The 19,363-nt window shown below is 50.2% G+C and carries 16 protein-coding genes and 1 pseudogene; 14 read left to right on the top strand and 3 right to left on the bottom strand.

Going from position 1 to position 19,363, the window contains the following annotated elements:
* A pseudogene (locus J3L11_RS11355) lies at nt 1–126 on the top strand (ISAs1 family transposase); the annotation flags it as partial.
* Nucleotides 127–853: 727 nt separating this feature from the next.
* Here the strand turns inward: J3L11_RS11355 and J3L11_RS11350 are convergent.
* Both J3L11_RS11350 and J3L11_RS11345 read right to left on the bottom strand, forming a co-directional pair.
* The gene (locus J3L11_RS11350) at nt 854–1,759 is read right to left on the bottom strand and encodes a helix-turn-helix transcriptional regulator (RefSeq protein ID WP_207571050.1); all 906 of its coding nucleotides are present in this window, start codon (nt 1,757–1,759) and stop codon (nt 854–856) included.
* Nucleotides 1,759–2,610 (bottom strand): formate dehydrogenase accessory sulfurtransferase FdhD, encoded by an 852-nt coding sequence (locus J3L11_RS11345; protein ID WP_207571049.1) that lies wholly within the window; start codon nt 2,608–2,610, stop codon nt 1,759–1,761. Before J3L11_RS11345 ends, J3L11_RS11350 begins: the two co-directional genes overlap by 1 nt.
* A gap of 275 nt (nt 2,611–2,885) precedes the next feature.
* On the opposite strand from J3L11_RS11345, the gene J3L11_RS11340 reads away from it, so the two are divergent.
* The 13 genes from J3L11_RS11340 (at nt 2,886) to J3L11_RS11280 (ending at nt 17,986) form a co-directional block, all read left to right on the top strand.
* Nucleotides 2,886–3,341 (top strand): DUF3305 domain-containing protein, encoded by a 456-nt coding sequence (locus J3L11_RS11340; protein ID WP_207571048.1) that lies wholly within the window; start codon nt 2,886–2,888, stop codon nt 3,339–3,341.
* Nucleotides 3,341–3,943, top strand: a complete 603-nt coding sequence (locus tag J3L11_RS11335; protein WP_207571047.1) for a DUF3306 domain-containing protein — start codon at nt 3,341–3,343, stop codon at nt 3,941–3,943. Before J3L11_RS11340 ends, J3L11_RS11335 begins: the two co-directional genes overlap by 1 nt.
* A 164-nt stretch (nt 3,944–4,107) precedes the next feature.
* Complete coding sequence (locus J3L11_RS11330) at nt 4,108–5,772, top strand: 4Fe-4S dicluster domain-containing protein (RefSeq protein ID WP_207571055.1); 1,665 nt, start codon at nt 4,108–4,110, stop codon at nt 5,770–5,772.
* Nucleotides 5,773–5,782: 10 nt separating this feature from the next.
* Entirely contained in the window at nt 5,783–6,439 is a 657-nt protein-coding gene (locus J3L11_RS11325) for a molecular chaperone TorD family protein (protein ID WP_133038226.1), read from the top strand.
* Nucleotides 6,440–6,511: 72 nt separating this feature from the next.
* Entirely contained in the window at nt 6,512–6,712 is a 201-nt protein-coding gene (locus J3L11_RS11320; RefSeq protein WP_133038225.1) for a twin-arginine translocation signal domain-containing protein, read from the top strand.
* An 18-nt stretch (nt 6,713–6,730) separates the two neighbouring features.
* Nucleotides 6,731–9,580 (top strand): molybdopterin-dependent oxidoreductase, encoded by a 2,850-nt coding sequence (locus tag J3L11_RS11315; RefSeq protein ID WP_207571046.1) that lies wholly within the window; start codon nt 6,731–6,733, stop codon nt 9,578–9,580.
* Between the two features lie 27 nt (nt 9,581–9,607).
* Nucleotides 9,608–10,207: a formate dehydrogenase FDH3 subunit beta gene (gene fdh3B, locus J3L11_RS11310; RefSeq protein ID WP_133038223.1), complete on the top strand. Its 600-nt coding sequence runs from the start codon at nt 9,608–9,610 to the stop codon at nt 10,205–10,207.
* A 43-nt stretch (nt 10,208–10,250) separates the two neighbouring features.
* Complete coding sequence (locus J3L11_RS11305; RefSeq protein WP_207571045.1) at nt 10,251–11,258, top strand: formate dehydrogenase subunit gamma; 1,008 nt, start codon at nt 10,251–10,253, stop codon at nt 11,256–11,258.
* Between the two features lie 370 nt (nt 11,259–11,628).
* Nucleotides 11,629–11,826, top strand: a complete 198-nt coding sequence (locus J3L11_RS11300; RefSeq protein ID WP_133038221.1) for a twin-arginine translocation signal domain-containing protein — start codon at nt 11,629–11,631, stop codon at nt 11,824–11,826.
* Between the two features lie 18 nt (nt 11,827–11,844).
* Nucleotides 11,845–14,700, top strand: a complete 2,856-nt coding sequence (locus J3L11_RS11295) for a formate dehydrogenase subunit alpha (protein ID WP_207571044.1) — start codon at nt 11,845–11,847, stop codon at nt 14,698–14,700.
* Nucleotides 14,701–14,729: 29 nt separating this feature from the next.
* Nucleotides 14,730–15,299: a formate dehydrogenase FDH3 subunit beta gene (fdh3B, locus tag J3L11_RS11290; RefSeq protein ID WP_189617319.1), complete on the top strand. Its 570-nt coding sequence runs from the start codon at nt 14,730–14,732 to the stop codon at nt 15,297–15,299.
* Nucleotides 15,300–15,355: 56 nt separating this feature from the next.
* The gene (locus tag J3L11_RS11285) at nt 15,356–16,372 is read left to right on the top strand and encodes a formate dehydrogenase subunit gamma (protein ID WP_133038218.1); all 1,017 of its coding nucleotides are present in this window, start codon (nt 15,356–15,358) and stop codon (nt 16,370–16,372) included.
* 276 nt (nt 16,373–16,648) lie between these two features.
* Complete coding sequence (locus J3L11_RS11280) at nt 16,649–17,986, top strand: coproporphyrinogen III oxidase family protein (RefSeq protein ID WP_133038217.1); 1,338 nt, start codon at nt 16,649–16,651, stop codon at nt 17,984–17,986.
* A gap of 359 nt (nt 17,987–18,345) precedes the next feature.
* On the opposite strand, the gene J3L11_RS11275 is transcribed toward J3L11_RS11280, so the two are convergent.
* The gene (locus tag J3L11_RS11275; protein WP_207571043.1) at nt 18,346–18,891 is read right to left on the bottom strand and encodes a hypothetical protein; all 546 of its coding nucleotides are present in this window, start codon (nt 18,889–18,891) and stop codon (nt 18,346–18,348) included.
* Nucleotides 18,892–19,363: the final 472 nt, after the last annotated feature.

Here is a 19,363-nt window from a genome sequence, read left to right as displayed (position 1 = left end):
ATGGCGTTATTTCGCCGTATTGTGCTCAACTTGTTGCAGCAACACCCATTAAAGGTGAGTAAGCCGAGTAAGATGCGCAAAGCGGCGTGGAATGGGGACTTTAGATCTGAGCTTTTCTTTGGTTAACACATTTAACAAAGCTTAATCCCGCCCTGAAGATAACCTAGGGTGTTCTTTTTCAATAAGATTAGCTAATTTTATGGAACTACGTGATGCACCGAATGCCTTCGCATAATTGCGCCAATCATCTTGAGCTATCCATAGAGTAAGTTGCTGTATGTTTCCTTCTGCAACTGACGTATTTATAGCTTTAATTATTCGTTGATTCATACAATTACTATCCTAATGTCTTATCATTACCAGCGCAATTTCATTGTACACTCAACGACTTTAATTCCAATAACCACTCAGGCCTAATGTGACCGTTGAAAGTACCACTGTAGTACATCACGGGGATTCACAGAGAACAGCATTAGTAGAATGGATAACTTTTACTAGGGCAAAAGTGCATGAACAGGATGTGAATGAGTGAAAGGGCTAGCGCATAAAGGGGCATATGACTCCGCAAATGCAGACAACGCCATTTCCCCGTCGGTGCTGCTGAGGATGTTGCTGAGAAATGGCGTAGCTGAGGCATGGATGCCGAAGCGCGAAGGTTGAGCAGGACGCGAATCCTGAGTGTAGCCATTTTCAGCATAAAGCCGAAGAGTTGTCAGTGACGGGGGGGCGTCCTCGGGGTTCCAAGGGGCGATGGACGAGCATCGCCCCTTGGCCGCAGTGTGAGTGCGGTAGCTCACGACGTTAGCAAACGCAGTTTGCGACCTTCACAATAATGACGGACGGATTTCGCGGGTTACTCTGGACTCCAGAGCAATTGGCCGCAATCGGTCAGGTCATAGCCGCCAAGCAGTGCGGCCATCTGCCGTGATGATGAACCGGCCAGCAGTTTGAACAGTTGCTGCAATTGCCGACGGAAGTAGATGCCCTGCGGCATAACAAAATCGAAGGATTCTGTCAGCAACGGCACAAATCCCAGGCCGCTTTCCATGGCGACAGCCTGACAACCAAAGCCAATATCCGCATCGCCGCGCGCCAGATAGCCCGCCAGTTCTCGCTCGCTATAGGCGGTGAGTATGGTGTTGAGATCTTTTAGGCTGGCGCCGCGTTTCATCAGCCAGTGTTCCAGATGTTGTTGGCTGCCAGCACCACCTTGGCGGCTGACCCACCGCCACGGCAGACTCAGTACCTTATCCTCTTCCTGACACAGATGATGCAGTTCTGGGCGCACTATCAATCCCTGTTGCCGATTGTAGCCATGCACCATGATCCACTGCTGGTGGTTGGGGTAGCCTTTTAATAGTGCGGTGTGGCGAATATTGCGCTCATCGGCGCTGCCCCAATGCAGGGTGCAAACATCGGCATAGCCTTTTGACAGCAGTTCCAGTCCTAGCCGCGAACCCGTGGCGCTGTAACTTATCAGTTCACGACTGCCCACTTCAGCCATTAATCGGGCAACTTGCATGGATAGCAGTGGATCATCACTGCCGGTGATCAGTAAACGGTCAGACAACATGCCACTGTGGCAGGAATCCATCAGCCAGCGGTCGATGAGGATTTTTGGGAACAGCCATTTACCAGTGATTTTGGTGGCTGGCAGCATCCGGTCATTCGCCATGGCGTAGACCTTTTTCTCATTCAGATCCAGATACTCCGCTACCTGCTTGGCACTCATATATACCAGTTCACTGGGTTCGGTCATTATCTCTCCTGCGTAACCGCTTGGTTTGATTGGATGTCATCAAATTCTATGTTGTCGGCGCCATGATACACCAGAAAATGCCGCCCTTTCGCGCGGGCGATCATGGTAATTCCCAGTTGTTGCGCCAGTTCCAAGCCCATCTGGGTTACGCCGCTGCGAGACAACAGCACCGGAATGCCCATTTTAGCCACCTTGATGACCATCTCTGAGGTCAGACGGCCAGTAGTATAGAAAATCATATTGCCGCCGTCTTGTTGCTTCAACCACATCTCGCCAGCAAGTGTATCAACGGCGTTGTGGCGGCCGACATCTTCTACAAAGGAGCTGATACTGTCACCTATGCAGACGCCGCAGCCATGCACCGCACCAGCATTTTTGTAGGTATCATTGTATTGGGCAATGTTGCGCAGCAAGCTGTAAATCATGCTTTGTTTAAGCTGTGGTATCGGCAAGGTGATGTTGTCTAGACCTTCCATAAAGCCACCAAATACGGTGCCTTGACCACACCCGGTGGTGACGGTTTTTTCCGCCAGTTTAGCGTCTAGATCTTGCGTCTGTTCTTTGGTAATGACTGCGGCAGAATTTACTTCCCAATCGACAATCACTGATTCCAATTGCGTGACATCACTGATAAACCCTTGGTTTTTTAAATATCCTAGCGCTAAGGCTTCGGGCCTTGCCCCCAGTGTCATCAGTGTCACAATTGGGCGCCAGTTGAGATACACCGTCAGTGGCCGCTCACAGGCAACGGACTTTTGCTGAACGACTCCATTTTCGTCGATGGCGGTAACATTGATGGTGAGCGGAACTTCAGTCGCAGTTTTTATCAGATGCAGCTTGGCTTGGGTCATGATAGGACTCATGCAAAAAAACAAGACTCAGAACTAGCAATAATCATACCCGCCATAACTGAGAGCATAAATGCGTGATCTACTGCAACTCTCCGTCAAGTGGCAATGTATATTGTGCAAAGTGTCATTTGGGGTGCGACATAATGTCCGTCACCTCAGCTGGAATACTTGATCACCGTCATGAATTTTTTTGATTTTGTATCTGGTTTATTTTTTGCATACGCCTATGGTTGACCTTGTGACCCGAAAATAATAACTCGGGAGGAAGAATTCTTATGCAGCATACTCAAAGCGTATGGCCCATGTACGTAACCCTGAAAAAGGTGGAAAAACAGATTGGGCGTTGGATGTCAGAAAGCTGGGAACTGGATCAGGTTGTTCCAGCCTCGCAAGATGCGCCAGCAGGTGCCAGTCTAGTGTTGTTGGAGTTGTTTTTGGATGAACGCGCCAGCTATCGTCTTAATCTCGATATGGATAATCCCATGCTCTATATCGTGTGTGATGAAAAGGAGGATGGCACCTGGGTTCCTGCCGCGATTTCTGCGGATCAGAATGTGGCGGCCGGTTGTCTTGAAGGCGATACCCCAGTATTGAACATGGTGATGCCGGAGGCTATTGCCTGTTGGATTGAAGCGTTTATTTCGGAGCACGGTGAAGTGGAGATCTGTGCTCATCGTCGTAAACATGTTAACCGCCGTAAGGAAGTGGCCGAAGAACAGCGGAGGCATTAATGGCTGAAGAACGCAGTTTTCTGAGCCGTTGGGCGCAGCGCAAACAGCAGGCGCTGGAGGGCGAAGTCCTTGATGAGCCTGAAGTCGCGGCTCCTGACGAAGTGGCCGATGAGGAAGTAGCGACAGTCGTTGATGCTGATGGGGCGTCAGCGGTAACAGCAGAGGTTGCTAGCGCAGAGTCTGAGACCCTGCTAGGTGCTGAAGATTTACCCGATCCTGACAGCATCGAAATCGGTGGTAGCTTTGCCAGCTTTATGGCTAACAATGTGGATCCTGATGTGAAGAAAAATGCCCTGCGGGCATTATGGAAGCAGCCACATTTCAGTGAGATCGACGGCATGATGGAATATGCCTTGGATTATAGCTGCCAGCCGACCTTAAGTGCCGAGGTTTCTAGTGAACTGGCGAAGAAAGTCTTTCGTCATCTCCTTGAAAAAACAGAAGAAGCTGTTACGGAATTGGCCGATGAGCCTGTTCCTGCGGTTACTGAAGCGGAAATGCCCGCGCCAACCCTGTTGGCGGACAATTTGGACGAAGCTATAACAGCGGATAGCCAAAATGCCACGTTACCAGCAGCAGAACCCGACAAAGGGGTTGTTTAACGTCAGTTTGGCAGTATCTAAATACCATAATTTTGGTATGTGAATTGCTGATAATTCCAATTAGTCGGGCTGTGATAAAGCGCATAAATCAATAATAAAAGCAGATAGATACTAACAATCATCACAGCCAAAAACCTGTTCAGGAACGCAAAGTGAGCAATAGTGTGAGCAATACCCCCGCCCAGCAAGCGCTGCGGCAGGTGCGCACTGAGGTGCAACAGCAGACCCGGATTCTGCAAAACCTGATCCCGCCCACCGTCAGTTACACCACAGAGGGGAGTGTGTTGGTGATTGGGCCTGAGGATCTGGCACGGTTGGCGGCGGACAAATTGTCTAGCATGGCTGGCTGTGTGATTTTGGCCAATGAGGCGGTTACCAGCCAGGATGAGGCCCACCTAGAACGGGTGATGGCTGCCGCTGAAAACGTTGAGACTTATTACAACAAGCTGTTATCGGTAAAAGGTTTTTTAGGCCAGTTTCAGGTTGCGGTGGAGCATAACGGTGGTGCCGCAGAATTAAGTTTGGTGGCGTTGCGTAAGGCGCATTTTGACTTGATTCTGGATCTGAGTCGTGAGCCGGTTATCCAATTGGAAATGCTGCCGCCCGGTTATTTTTATGTGGGTCAGGATCAGGCCAAACTGGCGCAGGCGCTGGAAGAACTGCCGCAGATGGTGGGACAGTTCGATAAACCGCGTTACGTTAAGATCAATGCCGATATCTGCGCCCATTATCGTAATGGTGTTAACGGTTGTAACCGCTGTCTAAATTTCTGTCCCGCCGATGCCATCAAGAGTGTGGCGCAGCAGATTGAGGTTGACCCTTATCTGTGTCATGGTGCGGGTAGTTGCAGTAACGCTTGTCCCACTGGTGCCTTGACTTACGATTTGCCAACGCCCCAAGCCCTTCACTCCTATCTGCATAAACTGATCAGCCGTTATCTGGAAAAATCCGGCACGGCACCTGTCATCCTCTTCCACGATGCAACTCAAGGTGCAGCGTTGATCTCCAGCGAACTTCCGGGCGATGTCTTACCGGTAGAGCTGGAGGAGATCACGGTCGCGGGGATGGATCACTGGTTAGCGGCATTGGCATGGGGAGCACGTCAGATATTAGTGTTGAACACTGCGGCAACTGCTCCTAGCTTGACGCAGATGTTGCAGGGCGAGTTGTCGCTGACCAATACCTTGTTGCAAGAAATTGGTCAGCCTGCACGCATCTCTTTGATTGGCGAAACCGAGTTGCTAGAGCTCTGGCCTATACTTGATAGCAGCATGGGCTGGCCGTTAACGGTTCCGGCAACGTTCGAGGCAGACAGCAAACGTGCCATCTTGTTTGCGGCACTGGATTACCTCAACCAACAGGCAGCACAAGCCAAACACCGTTTGCCACTGAGTAACGTGCCGTTTGGTCAGGTGCAGGTAAAAGCTGACGGTTGTACCTTGTGTATGTCCTGTGTGGCGACTTGTCCGACGAAGGCGCTGCAGGATGGCGGTGACAAACCGGCGTTGTACTTTGTTGAGCAAGATTGTGTGCAGTGTGGGCTTTGTGAAGCCTCTTGCCCGGAAAAAGTCATCAGTTTGCAATCGTCTGTTAATTTGGATCAGCCGTCCAGACAACAACGACAGACCCTAAAAGAAGAAGCTCCGTTTGAATGTATTCGTTGCGGAGCCCCATTTGCGACCCAGTCTATGGTGCATCGGATGCTGGATATGGTCGGAACCCACAATGCTTTTAGTGCGCATATCGATCGCTTGAAAATGTGTGGGGATTGCCGGGTGAAGGATATGTTCGAAGAGATCCTTAACGACCCCGAAAAGCAACTGAGATAAGAGAGCCGTTATGACCGAAACAACAAAACAAGTATCCGAAAACGATCAGCTCCGGGCCGACATTTATCAGCTGTTGGCCGCTTTGCTCAGACGCGAGCCCAGCCAGGAACTATTGCAGTTTCTGACAAATTTGGAAGTAGATGCCAACGAAGATAACGCTATGACCCGTGCCTGGTTGGCCCTGAAACTGGCGGCGGCACAGTTCAGCCCTGAACAATTACAGGATGAATACTTCAATCTGTTTATTGGGGTCGGGGCCGGTGAAATTCTGCCTTATGGCAGTTGGTTTATGACCGGTTCTTTAATGGATAAACCGTTGGCTCTGTTGCGTCAGGATTTGATGCAGCTTGGCTTTGAACGGCAGGACGAGGTCAAAGAGCCTGAAGATCATGTGGCGGCGTTGTTTGAAGTGATGAGTGTGTTGATCCTGGAAGCGCCATCACATCAGCAATTGGCGTTCTATCGGCGCCACATCGGCAGCTGGATTGTGCGCTTTTTCGACACCTTGTCCCGCTGTCAGAGTGCGGCGTTCTATGGAGTCGTTGCGCAATTAGGCCGTGCCTTCTTTGAAACCGAAATCGCTGAATTTGAACGGCTGGTGCTCAGCACCCCGGTGGTGGAAACCCCAGACGTTCAGATCCAGCCCAAAGCCAGTGAAATGGCTTGATTGACAGGTCTGTTACTCAACAGATCTATGGTGTGGGAGTTCGCTCCCACGTAATTGAAACAAGGAGACGCTATGAAGAAGCAAGCTTCCGATATGAGTCGCCGTCAACTGCTGAAAGCCTTGGCGATTGGCAGTGCCGCCGGAGCTGTAGCCACTGTCAGTGGTCAGGCGATGGCTGCTGCGCCGCAGGCTACAAATGAGCCAAAGCCGCAGGACGGTTACCGTGAAACCGAGCATGTCCGCAGTTATTACGACACTTTGCGTAATAAATGATAAAAAGGAGTGTGTGAGATGCGATTAACCCGTACATCCGAACAGGCACCAGTGGCTGAAAAGCCATCGTTGGGCCTGAATCGCCGTCAGTTCCTCAAGTCAGCAGGCTTGGCAACTGGTGGTATTGCTGCCGCTTCCATGCTTGGGGCTGGAATGATGCGCAGGGCCGAGGCGACTGAAGTGCCTCATGATGCACCTACCGAAGTGAAGCGTACTATCTGCTCTCACTGTGCTGTAGGTTGCGGTCTTTATGCTGAAGTGCAAAACGGTGTGTGGACAGGTCAGGAGCCTGCATTCGACCATCCGTTTAACCGTGGCGGTCATTGCGCCAAAGGCGCGTCATTGCGTGAAGTAGCGCATGGCGACAAACGCAATAAATACCCCATGAAGCTAGAAGGCGGTAAGTGGAAGCGTCTGAGTTGGGAACAGGCCATCAACGAGATTGGTGACCAGATGCTGAAGATCCGTGAAGAATCCGGTCCAGATTCCATCTATTTCATGGGCAGCGCTAAGTTCTCTAACGAACAATCTTACCTGTACCGCAAACTTGCGGCGATGTGGGGCACTAACAACGTCGACCACTCAGCCCGTATTTGTCACTCTACCACTGTAGCCGGTGTGGCCAACACCTGGGGTTATGGTGCGCAAACCAACTCTTTCAACGACATGCATCACTCTAAGTTGATCCTGTTCGTTGGTTCTAATCCAAGTGAAGCCCACCCAGTTGCCATGCAGCACGTACTGGAAGGGAAAGAACGCGGTGCCAAAATTATTGTGGTTGATCCACGTTTCACCCGTACTGCAGCTAAGTCTGACGAGTACGTGCATATCCGTCCCGGCACCGACATTCCTTTCATCTACGGTCTGCTGTGGCACATCTTTGAAAATGGCTGGGAAGATAAGAAATTTATCGATTCACGCGTGTACGGCATGGAACGTATCCGTGATGAAGCGGCCAAGTTTAACCCAGAAGAAGTGACTAACATCACTGGCGTTAGCAAAGAGCAGATGTTCCGAGTTGCCAAAATGCTGGCTGAACACAAACCCGGCACTATTGTATGGTGTATGGGTGGTACTCAGCATCATATCGGTAACGCGAATACCCGTTCATACTGCATCCTGCAGTTGGCACTGGGTAACATGGGCGTTGTGGGCGGCGGTACTAACATTTTCCGTGGTCACGATAACGTACAGGGCGCTACTGACTTCGGTCTGCTGTTTGACAACCTGCCTGGTTACTATGGTTTGACTTCCGGCGCTTGGGGCCACTGGTCTCGCGTTTGGGATCTGCCTGCTGACTGGGTTGCCAGCCGCTTTGACCAAGGTGAATATCTGGGGCAGAAACCACAAACTTCTGCTGGTATTCCTTGTTCCCGTTGGCACGATGGGGTGCTGGAAGACAAGACCAAGATTGCCCAGAAGGACAATATCCGTCTGGCATTCTTCTGGGGTCAGTCCGTTAACACCGAAACCCGTGGTCGTGAAGTGCGTGAAGCACTGAACAAAATGGATACCGTGGTGGTAGTCGATCCACATCCAACCATGGCTTCTGTGATGCCGGAACGTAAGGATGGCGTCTATATTCTGCCCGCCTGTACCCAGTTTGAAACTTACGGGTCAGTGACGGCTTCCAACCGTTCATTGCAGTGGCGTGACAAAGTGATTGAGCCGCATTTCGAATCGCTGCCTGATCACACCATCATGTACAAACTGGCGAAGAAATTGGGTGTTGAGAAAGAATTCTGTAAACACATCCAAGTCAACAACGATGAACCTTTGGTTGAAGATGTTACCCGCGAATTTAACCGCGGCATGTGGACCATTGGTTACACTGGTCAGAGCCCAGAACGTCTGAAAGAACACCAGAAAAACTGGGGTACTTTCGACTTTGATTCACTGGAAGCTCCCGGTGGCCCATGCAAGGGTGAAACCTATGGTTTGCCTTGGCCATGTTGGGGCACCCCAGAGATGAAACATCCTGGCACCCAGATCCTCTATCGTACCGACCGTGAAGTCCGCTTTGGTGGTGGTAACTTCCGTGCCCGTTACGGTGTGGAACACAATGGTACCAATATTCTGGCAGAAGGCTCATTCTCAAAAGGCAGTGAAATTCAGGATGGTTATCCAGAATTTTCTGACAAGATGCTGAAGCAACTGGGTTGGTGGGATGATCTTACCGGCGAAGAAAAAGCGGCGGCTGAAGGCAAAAACTGGAAGACTGACCTATCCGGTGGTATCCAGCGTGTTGCCATCAAGCATGGTTGTATTCCTTTTGGTAACGCCAAAGCCCGTTGTATCGTGTGGAACTTCCCGGATGATATTCCGCTGCACCGCGAACCGCTGTACACACCGCGTCGCGACTTGGTAGCCAAATATCCAACCTATGAAGACCGCATGGTGGCGCGTTTGCCTACCTTGTACAAGTCAATTCAGGACAAGGATTTCTCTAAAGACTTCCCGATGATCCTCACCTCAGGCCGCTTGGTGGAATACGAAGGCGGCGGTGAAGAAACCCGTTCTAACCCATGGTTGGCAGAGTTGCAGCAGGAGATGTTCATTGAAATGAACCCTGCCGATGCGGCTGATCGTGGTGTGCGCAGTGAAGACGATGTCTGGGTACATAGTCCAGAGGGCGCACAGATCAAGGTCAAAGTGATGGTAACGCCAAGGGTTCAACCGGGCGAATGCTTTATGCCTTATCACTTTGCGGGGATCTTCGAAGGTAAGAGTTTGGTTGATAAATATCCTGAAGGCACCGTGCCTTATGTTCAGGGTGAGTCTGCCAACACCGTATTGACTTACGGCTATGACGTGGTGACACAGATGCAGGAAACCAAAACCAGCCTGTGTCAGATCACCAAAGCCTGACCGTACTTGATGAGGAGATAAGCCACTATGGCAGTCATGAAATTTCTATGTGACACCAAGCGCTGCATCGAGTGTAACGGTTGTGTCACAGCGTGTAAAAACGAAAACGACTCCGCTCTTGAGTGGGGTATCCAGCGTCGCCGCGTGGTTACCATCAATGATGGTCAGCCCGGTGAAGCCTCCATCTCAGTTGCTTGTATGCACTGTACTGATGCGCCTTGTATGGCAGTTTGCCCGGCAGACTGTTTCTACCGTACTGAGGAAGGCATTGTGCTGCATAACAAAAACACCTGTATCGGTTGCGGCTACTGCTTCTATGCTTGTCCTTTCGGCGCGCCTCAGTTCCCGAAAAAGACCGCATTCGGCAGTCGCGGCAAAATGGACAAATGTACGTTCTGTGCTGGCGGCCCGGAAGAGAATTTCTCCGAGCGCGAACGCAAACTGTACGGTGCCAACCGTATCGCAGAAGGTAAGTTGCCGATGTGTGCCGAGCTTTGTTCTACCAAAGCGCTGCTCGCGGGTGATGCCCAGGTTGTCTCTGGGATCTACCGTGAGCGTATGGCCCGCCGTGGTGCCAGTCCTGATGTGATTTGGGGCTACAACCCCAAGACTGGTGTGATCAACTAAGAGTGAACCGGAACGGGGTGACCCGTTCCGGCGAGGAGTGACTATGGTTATCAAATCACTGCGCAGCCTGTTCGCTCTGATGTTGTTGGTTTGCGGTATGGGGCTGTCTGCAACAGCTTTTGCCGCCGACCAACAGTCCAGTCAGCAGCAGGCAACTGCGCAAACCAGCGAAGCCGACTTGTGGCGTGCGGTAAAATCTGGCGAAGCCGGATATACCACCGCTAAAGGGGTGGAGCGGGGTGTGTTGATTAATGTGACCGGGGAACAAGGGCGGGAGATCCGCAACAAATACGTGACACCCGTGATGGGAATTGCTGTTGTCGGCGTATTTGGCGCGTTTTTGCTGTTTTACTTTGTTAACGGTCCGGCACGACTGAATGACGGCTTTTCCGGCAAGATGGTATTCCGTTGGAGTAAAGCCGATCTCATTCTCCACTGGTGCGTGGCTATCAGCTGTCTGACCCTGATATTCACCGGCCTTAATATTATGCTGGGCAAGCATGTATTGCAGCCGATGGTTGGTGAAGGTAGCGGCATTTGGGCATCATTGATATACGGTTCCAAAACTATCCACGATTGGGTAGGACCCTTCTTTATCGTCTGCTGGGCGATATTGGTGGTGAAATGGATGCCGCATCAGATGCTTAAAGGTTATGACTTTAAGTGGTTCCTGACTGTTGGCGGTTATTTCAACGTCGGCCCACTCAAAGGCAAACATGCTGATTCCGGCTTTGCTAACGCGGGTGAAAAGGCCTGGTTCTGGACGTTGGCGATCTTCGGCCTATTCATTGCCATTTCTGGCGTGATGATGGTACTACCAGGTTTGGATCTGCCACGTGAAGCCTCAATGGCAGCGCTGTTGGTGCACGGTGTCAGTGCCATTCTGATCATTGCCTTTACTATCGTCCATATCTGGATGGCGACTGTCCTCAGCGAGGGCGGTATGGAGTGTATGGTGTCCGGTTATTGTGATGAAAACTGGGCTATGCAGCACCACAATCTGTGGTATGACGAAATCAAGGCCAATGGCACGCTGAAATATCGCGAATAAAAGTTAATTGTTACGTAAAACACCTCGGCATGCCGGGGTGTTTTTTTAGTAAATTCAGTACGCGATTTCGATACAAATAGTTAACAGTTTGATGGCTATAATCCCTATCTAAACTAGGGTTTTCTAGCCACGAAAAACATGATGCAGTTAACGCTTTCCCCCGTTGATAAGCCCATTGAGACGGTAAAACTGCGCTAGATCAATATCAGTATTTCTTGATCCCCTTATATTCCCCGAGCCTAATGATAACCCCTTATTCAATTGATTGAATTTCGGTCAAATTTGGCCGGTGTTGTGAATAATTCGTTAATTCTCAAATACCGCATTTCCCTCATATTTCGTATGGATGCACCACCCCAGGAGTAACAAAGTGAAAGAGCAGAAGCCCGATCTGCAACGCAGATCCCTGCTGAAAGCCCTGACCATAGGCACAGCTGCCGGCGTAGCCGTGGCTGCCTCCCAGGTCTCTGTGGCACAGGCAAATGAAAGCACTGATAGCGCTACCACCCATCAGGATGGTTATCGTGAAACAGCGCACATCCGCAACTATTACAACAGCCTGCGTTAACCCAGGAGAAATTAAGCGATGAAGTTAACTCGCACATCTAGCGTCGCCGCCAAGACCGACGCCACCATACTGGGGATTAGTCGTCGCCAGTTTATGAAAAGCGCTGGTATCGCCACTGGTGGTATTGCTGCTGCATCATTCTTAGGAACCGGCATGATGCGCCGCGCAGAAGCCAAAGAAGTCCCTCATGATGCCCCGATTGAAGTCAAGCGCACTATCTGTAGCGCCTGCGCTGTAGGTTGTGGCCTGTATGCTGAAGTACAGAATGGCGTGTGGACTGGTCAGGAACCCGCCTTTGATCATCCCTTCAACCAAGGTGGTCACTGTGCCAAAGGTGCGGCACTGCGCGAACACGGCCACGGGGAAAAACGCGTTAAATATCCAATGAAGCTTGAAGGCGGCAAATGGAAACGCATCAGTTGGGAACAGGCCATCAATGAAGTTGGTGACCAAATGCTGAAAGTTCGCAATGAGTCAGGTCCAGATTCGCTGTACTTCATGGGCAGTGCTAAGTTTTCTAACGAAGGCTGCTATATGTACCGTAAATTTGCAGCAATGTGGGGCACTAACAACGTCGACCACTCAGCCCGTATTTGTCACTCTACCACTGTAGCCGGTGTTGCTAACACTTGGGGCTATGGTGCGCAAACCAACTCATTCAACGATATCCAGAATACCAAAGCGATTTTCTTCATCGGTTCTAACCCGGCTGAAGCACATCCGGTGGCGATGCAGCATATTTTGCTGGCGAAAGAACGTAACAAAGCCAAGATCATCGTAATTGATCCACGTTTCTCCCGCACCGCCGCGCACGCAGATCTGCATGTGAATATTCGTCCAGGTACCGATATTCCTTTCATCTACGGTATGTTGTGGCACATTTTTGAAAACGGTTGGGAAGATAAAACCTTTATCCAACAACGCGTTTTTGCTATGGATGAAATTCGCAAAGAAGCCGCTAAGTTCCCACCCAAAGAAGTGGCTAACATTTGTGGTATCAGTGAAGACTCACTCTATCAAACCGCTAAGTTGTTTGCTGACAACCGTCCGGGCACTGTGGTTTGGTGTATGGGGGGTACGCAGCACCATGTGGGTAACGCCAACACCCGTGCTTACTGTATTTTGCAGTTGGCCCTTGGCAACATGGGTAAACAAGGTGGCGGTACTAACATTTTCCGTGGTCACGATAACGTGCAAGGCGCGACTGACCTTGGTCTGCTGTTTGATACATTGCCAGGTTACTACGGTTTGACTACCGGTGCCTGGAAGCATTGGACCCATGTGTGGGATCTGGACTTTGATTGGGTCAAAGGCCGTTTCGACAATGGCAACTATCTTGGCCGTGAACCGATGATCACCCCGGGGATCCCTTGCTCTCGTTGGCACGATGGCGTGCTTGAAGACAAAACCAAGCTGGCTCAGAAAGACAATATTCGCATGGCGTTTTTCTGGGGTCAGTCAGTGAACACCGAAACCCGTCAGCGCGATGTGCGTGATGCGCTCGACAAGATGGATACCATTGTGGTGGTGGATCCTGCGCCAACTATGGCCGGGGTAATGCACCGTCGTAAAGATGGTGTGTATCTGTTGCCTGCCTGTACTCAGTTTGAATCCCGTGGTTCTCTGTCAAACTCTGGCCGCTCAGTACAGTGGCGTGAACAGGTTATTGAACCGCTGTTTGAATCTAAAAACGACTTGGAAATCATGTACCTGTTGTCTAAGAAATTGGGCTTCGATAAAGAGTACACCAAGCGCATCCAGTTGGATGAAAAAGGCATTCCATTAGTGGAAGATGTGACCCGCGAAATCAACCGTGGCATGTGGACTATCGGTATGAGCGGTCAGAGCCCTGAGCGTATTAAAGCGCACACCATGAACTGGGGTACCTTCAGCAACAAAACACTGGAAGCTGACGGCGGCCCATGTAAAGGCGAAACCTACGGTTTGCCTTGGCCATGTTGGGGCGCACCAGAGCAGAAACACCCTGGCACCCAAATTCTGTACAACACAAGCAAACACGTGTTGCAAGGTGGCGGTAACTTCCGTGCCCGTTACGGCGTGGAATACCAAGGCCACAACATTCTGGCTGAAGGGTCTTACTCTTTGGGATCAGAAATCCAAGACGGTTATCCAGAATTTTCCGACAAACTGCTGAAACAACTCGGCTGGTGGGATGATCTGACCGCAGAAGAAAAAGCCGAAGCAGAAGGCAAGAACTGGAAGACCGACCTGTCTGGCGGTATCCAGCGTGTGGCTATGAAGCACGGTTGTATCCCGTTTGGTAACGCCAAGGCCCGCTGTATTGTGTGGACCTTCCCAGATCAAGTGCCAGTGCACCGCGAACCGCTGTACACCCCACGCCGTGATCTGGTTGCCAAATACCCAACTTACGATGATATGCAAGTGCATCGTCTGCCAACGCTGTACAAGTCAATCCAACAGCAAGATATGACCGGCAAATACCCACTGGCGCTGACGTCTGGCCGTTTGGTGGAGTTTGAAGGTGGTGGTGAGGAATCCCGTTCCAACCCATGGCTGGCAGAACTGCAACAGCAGATGTTTGTTGAAATTAACCCCGCTGATGCTGCCGATCGCAGTATTCGCAACGGTGACAAAGTGTGGCTGGAAGGCGCCGAAGGTGGCCGCGTGCTGGTACAGGCGTTGGTGACTCCGCGCGTGAAACAGGGCGTAACCTGGATGCCATACCACTTTGCCGGTGTGATGCATGGTGAAAGTCTGGAGGCGAACTATCCGGAAGGTACTGCGCCGTATGTGCTGGGCGAATCTGCCAACACTGCGCTGACCTACGGTTACGACCCAGTGACCCAGATGCAGGAGACCAAAGCGTCTCTGTGCCAGATCGTCAAAGCCTGATTGCAGCGTAAGTGAGGAGAATTGCCACTATGGCTACTATGAAATTTCTGTGTGATACCAAACGCTGCATCGAATGTAACGGTTGCGTCACCGCTTGTAAAAACGAAAACGACTCCGCGCTTGAGTGGGGTATCCAACGTCGCCGTGTAGTCACTCTGCACGATGGGCAACCCGGCGAAGCTTCTATCTCTGTGGCCTGCATGCATTGCTCTGATGCGCCATGTATGGCGGTATGTCCAGCAGATTGCTTCTATCGCACCGAAGATGGTGTGGTGCTGCATAACAAAGACAAGTGTATCGGCTGTGGTTACTGCCTGTACGCCTGCCCGTTCGGTGCGCCGCAGTTCCCGAAAAAAGGCGCATTTGCTGCTCGCGGCAAAATGGACAAATGTACTTTTTGCTCAGGCGGCCCTGAAGAGAATTTCTCGGAAGCTGAACGCCAGAAGTACGGTTCCAACCGTATTGCCGAAGGCAAGCTGCCAATGTGTGCTGAGTTGTGTGCCACCAAGGCGCTGCTCGCCGGTGATGCCGAAGTGGTTTCTGGCATCTACCGTGAGCGTGTCGCCTATCGTGGTGCTGACAATGCAGCCTGGAAGTAAGCGTCCGTACAGAGATAACTGGCTCGCGCAATGCGAGCCAGTGAGAGAGGTTTTTAATGAACAAATGGTTCAAACAACTGGGTTTGGCCGCTGCGCTGTTATTTAGCACAGTGAGCTTTGCCGCTGAAACCCCGGCACCTGCAGCACAACCAGAAGCGGTGGTGGCTGCGGTGCAGGCGCAGCAATCGGAGTATTCACAGCTGTGGACCGAACTTAAAAACGGCGCGACCGGGTATACCACCTCCCAGAGCCAGTTTCATAACCAGCCGATCAATAGCTACGATCTGCGGGTACTGGAACTGCGCAGTGGCTGGTTGGCTCCCGGTTTGATGCTGGCACTGTTCGGTATGATCATCATTTTTGCCCTGTTTATCATGGTTAACGGTATTTCCAAACTACACCATGGTTTTTCAGGCAAGATGGTCCATCGTTGGTCAAAGCTGGATATTTCTATCCACTGGTTAGGGGCGATCCCTTGCCTGACATTGATCCTTACTGGCTTAACCCTGTTGGCAGGTCGTTTTTTCCTGCAGCCGGTGGTGAGTGAAGGGTTCTGGGCTGGGGTGGTGTATTTTGCTAAGCAAGTACACAACGTCATGGCTATCCCGTTTATGTTCGGTTGGTTGCTGATGACGTTGATGTGGGCGAAAAACCAAATGCCGAAGATGTATGACCTGAAATGGTTCCTGGTGGTTGGTGGTTATATCAACTTCGGGCCGTTCAAAGGTAAACATCCAGACTCTGGTTTTGCCAATGCTGGTGAAAAGATGTGGTTCTGGACCTTCGCCTTGTTTGGTCTGGTGATCTCGGCTTCTGGTATGTTGCTGCTGTTCCCGAACTTGTTCGAGCCTAGCCGCACCCTGAGCCTGATTTCGCTGATCCTGCATGCGGTCAGCGCCATCATCATCTGTGCCTTTTCTATCGTGCACATCTTCATGGCTACTGTGATGTCTGAAGGTGGTATGGAGTGCATGGTTTCCGGTTACTGCGATGAAAACTGGGCGACCCAGCACCATAATCTGTGGTTCGATGAAATCAAGGCTAACGGTACACTGAAGTATCGCGAATCCTGATTTTTTAAGCTTGAGTTAAGCCGCGTATCACACGCGGCTTTTTTATGCCACATACCTAGCAGTTTTGGCCTTAGCGGTTGACATTTATTCGTATTAGCTAAAACATGACAAACTTAACAAAACAGGGCGACCATAGCTGATAGGTGATGTTAACTTCTAGCCAGTTCACGTTTTGCCGGCGACTTAGGATGTACCCTGCAAACTCAAGACACTGCCTTGGATAGTCACTAACTTGTTGTGGTATTTAAGGATTATGTTACCCAGACAGGAACCGTTATGTCATCTGTGATCCAAACTCTCGATCGTCAACTGGTATCAAACTACCAATCCAATATCACAGTACCCAACTGGATGCTGCGAGCCATGGAAGGGGTGATGCATTACTATGTCGATAAGAATCTGAGACTGGATACTATCTCTGCTGACATTATGCCAGCGCCAGTGGCGGGCAAAAAGTACATGCTGTATGCCCATGTGCCGTTTTGCCATACGCTTTGCTCCTATTGTACTTTCCATCGCTTCCTGTTTAAGGAGGACAAGGCTCGTCGCTATTTTGTGGCGTTGCGTAAAGAGATGGATATGGTCAAGGCTTTGGGCTATGACTTCGAGTCCATGTATATCGGTGGTGGTACCACCACAGTGCTGGAAGATGAGCTAGCACGCACCATTGAACACGCTAAAACCTTGTTCCCATCGATTAAGGAAGTGTCTTGCGAATCTGATCCGCAGCATCTGGATAGCCCCGGTTTCAAGCAGCTCAAAGGGCTGGTGGACCGCATGTCGATTGGCGTGCAGAGCTTTAATGACGATATTCTGCGGATGACAGAACGGCTGGAAAAATTCGGCTCTGGTCAGGAAACGTTCGATAAGATCATGGCTGCTAAAGAGCTGTTCCCCATCATTAACGTTGACCTGATCTTTGGTTTCCGTGGTCAGACCGACGAAGTTATCCAGCATGATCTGGACATGGCTTCCCGGCTTGATCCGCGACAGATCACCACTTATCCACTGATGGTGACCCACCAGACCCGTAAGAGTGTGAAGGCTACGCTGGCGGCACCGCATGCGGATATGGCGAACCAGTATCGGATGATCCTCAATACCTTAGTAGGGCAATATAACCAGTTGTCTGCTTGGGCCTTCGGTAAAGCCAACAATGAAGGCTTTGATGAGTACGTCATTGATTACGATGAATATCTTGGTGTGGGTTCCGGCTCTTTCAGCTTCCTCAATGACACCCTGTTCGTAAATACCTTCTCGCTGCGTAATTATGAAGAACGCATCAAGAACGGCAAAATGGGCGTGGAGCAGCAAAAGAATTACAGCAAAAAAGATGTAATGCAGTATCGCTTCCTGTTGGGGATGTTTTCTGGCCGTCTGTCACGCAAATATTTCCGCGATACTTTTGGCGTTAACCTGGATACCGCCTTGCTGAAAGAGATGACCTCAATGAAACTGATTGGGGCGTTAAAGAATGACCCCGATAACCCAGAAGAGCTAATCGTCACCGATAACGGCAAGATGATGGGCTTGTTGATGATGAAAGAATTCTACTCCGGCATGGATAACGTGCGGGCGCAGCTGCGCAAGCCGCTGAAACCTTGTGATATGTAGTTATCTTGCAAGCTGTTGCTTGCGCTGATTTTGATGGAAGGAATGCTAAGGCATTCCTTTTTTGTTGGCTACGCCAAAGCAACCTAGCGGTTGCGGAAGTCGTGGAACTACTCGCTCCACACCAGAGCCAAAGGGCGATGCTCGTCCCTCGCCCTTTGGAAACCCGACGACGCCCCACGGCGCTAAACGCTACGGCACTTCTGGTTTGTCATTTTCGCAAATCGCTCTGATTCGCGGTCCCTCGCTCACCATCGCTTCTCGTCTTCCCTGACTCGATTGCTCAATGCCTGCCCAACGCACCTACGCAGCGTCGAAGGGGAATCAGTGTTGCCTGTTAGTTTGGAGTCTTTTCGGAATAACTACGGCATATATCCCTCACAGTCATCGATGAAAACTTCCAATTCTTCAAGATGAATTCTACAGATATCCCATATCGGAAGTTGTGGATCATCATTAGTAAAATAATAGTAACCTTTAGAAAACTTCAGTTGGATGGGGGTTATTTTATTTGCTTCAGCAATTTTATCTGATGGTCTGAATCGAAGAGTAACTTTGCCTATGGGTTGTGGGCTGTAACCATCGTAACTTGGCTCTACTGGTTTATAGTGCACCGCTGTTGTGCGGTAAGCGCCATCTGGGCCTGATTTATAAAAGTCGGGGTGCTGATTTCTAAATTCTTTCACCCTGTCAACTAAGATACTCATTCTCTTGAGGTGTTCACTAGAACTATAACAAGCGTTAAGAAAAGCGCTTAAAAAGAATGTAAATTCTTTGGCGGGTTCATGCTCTTTGAAAACTGATTTGCGAGAAATTTCTATATGGTCCATCAAAGACAAGAAAAAAGACGCTTCATCAACTTTTTGTCTAGCATTCAAAATTACATCATCCTTGATATTCTCTTTCATTATGGCACCTACCAATTCAACTGAAATTTAATCCTTAACCAACATTACGCCTAAAAATTTCATCGCCTCAATTAAAGAAAAATCTTTAGCTCTACTAAAATTTCGTCTATTCGCAAATAAGCCAATTGAGCCCCTCAATATTCTCATAATCGTTTGGGGAAAGCTTTCAAGTAAGCAGAGAACTTGCAGGTGTACTCCGTGAATTCCCAGCACATGCGGACTTGTGGCCGTCGCCAGCATGGATGCTGGTGTCGAGATTACAGGGATGTACTTGCATCGTGCCACAAGATCGCATGTGCGTAGTAGCCCACTGCAGGTGATTCCGCGCTTGGATCAGAGTGTAATCGCCCATACTGAGATAAGTACGCTGCAATTCGTTAAATCACATGGTGAGCGATTGATAACATCAGCACCATTCAGGAGATCTGCATGTCGAGTCAGTTTCACTTTTATCAGCCCAAAATAAAATATA

The sequence above is a fragment of the Shewanella sp. 4t3-1-2LB genome (assembly GCF_017368415.1).
GTDB classification, from domain to species: domain Bacteria; phylum Pseudomonadota; class Gammaproteobacteria; order Enterobacterales; family Shewanellaceae; genus Shewanella; species Shewanella fodinae.
The sequence above is the reverse complement of the archived record's forward strand: the minus strand, read 5'-3'. Positions and strand labels throughout refer to the sequence as shown.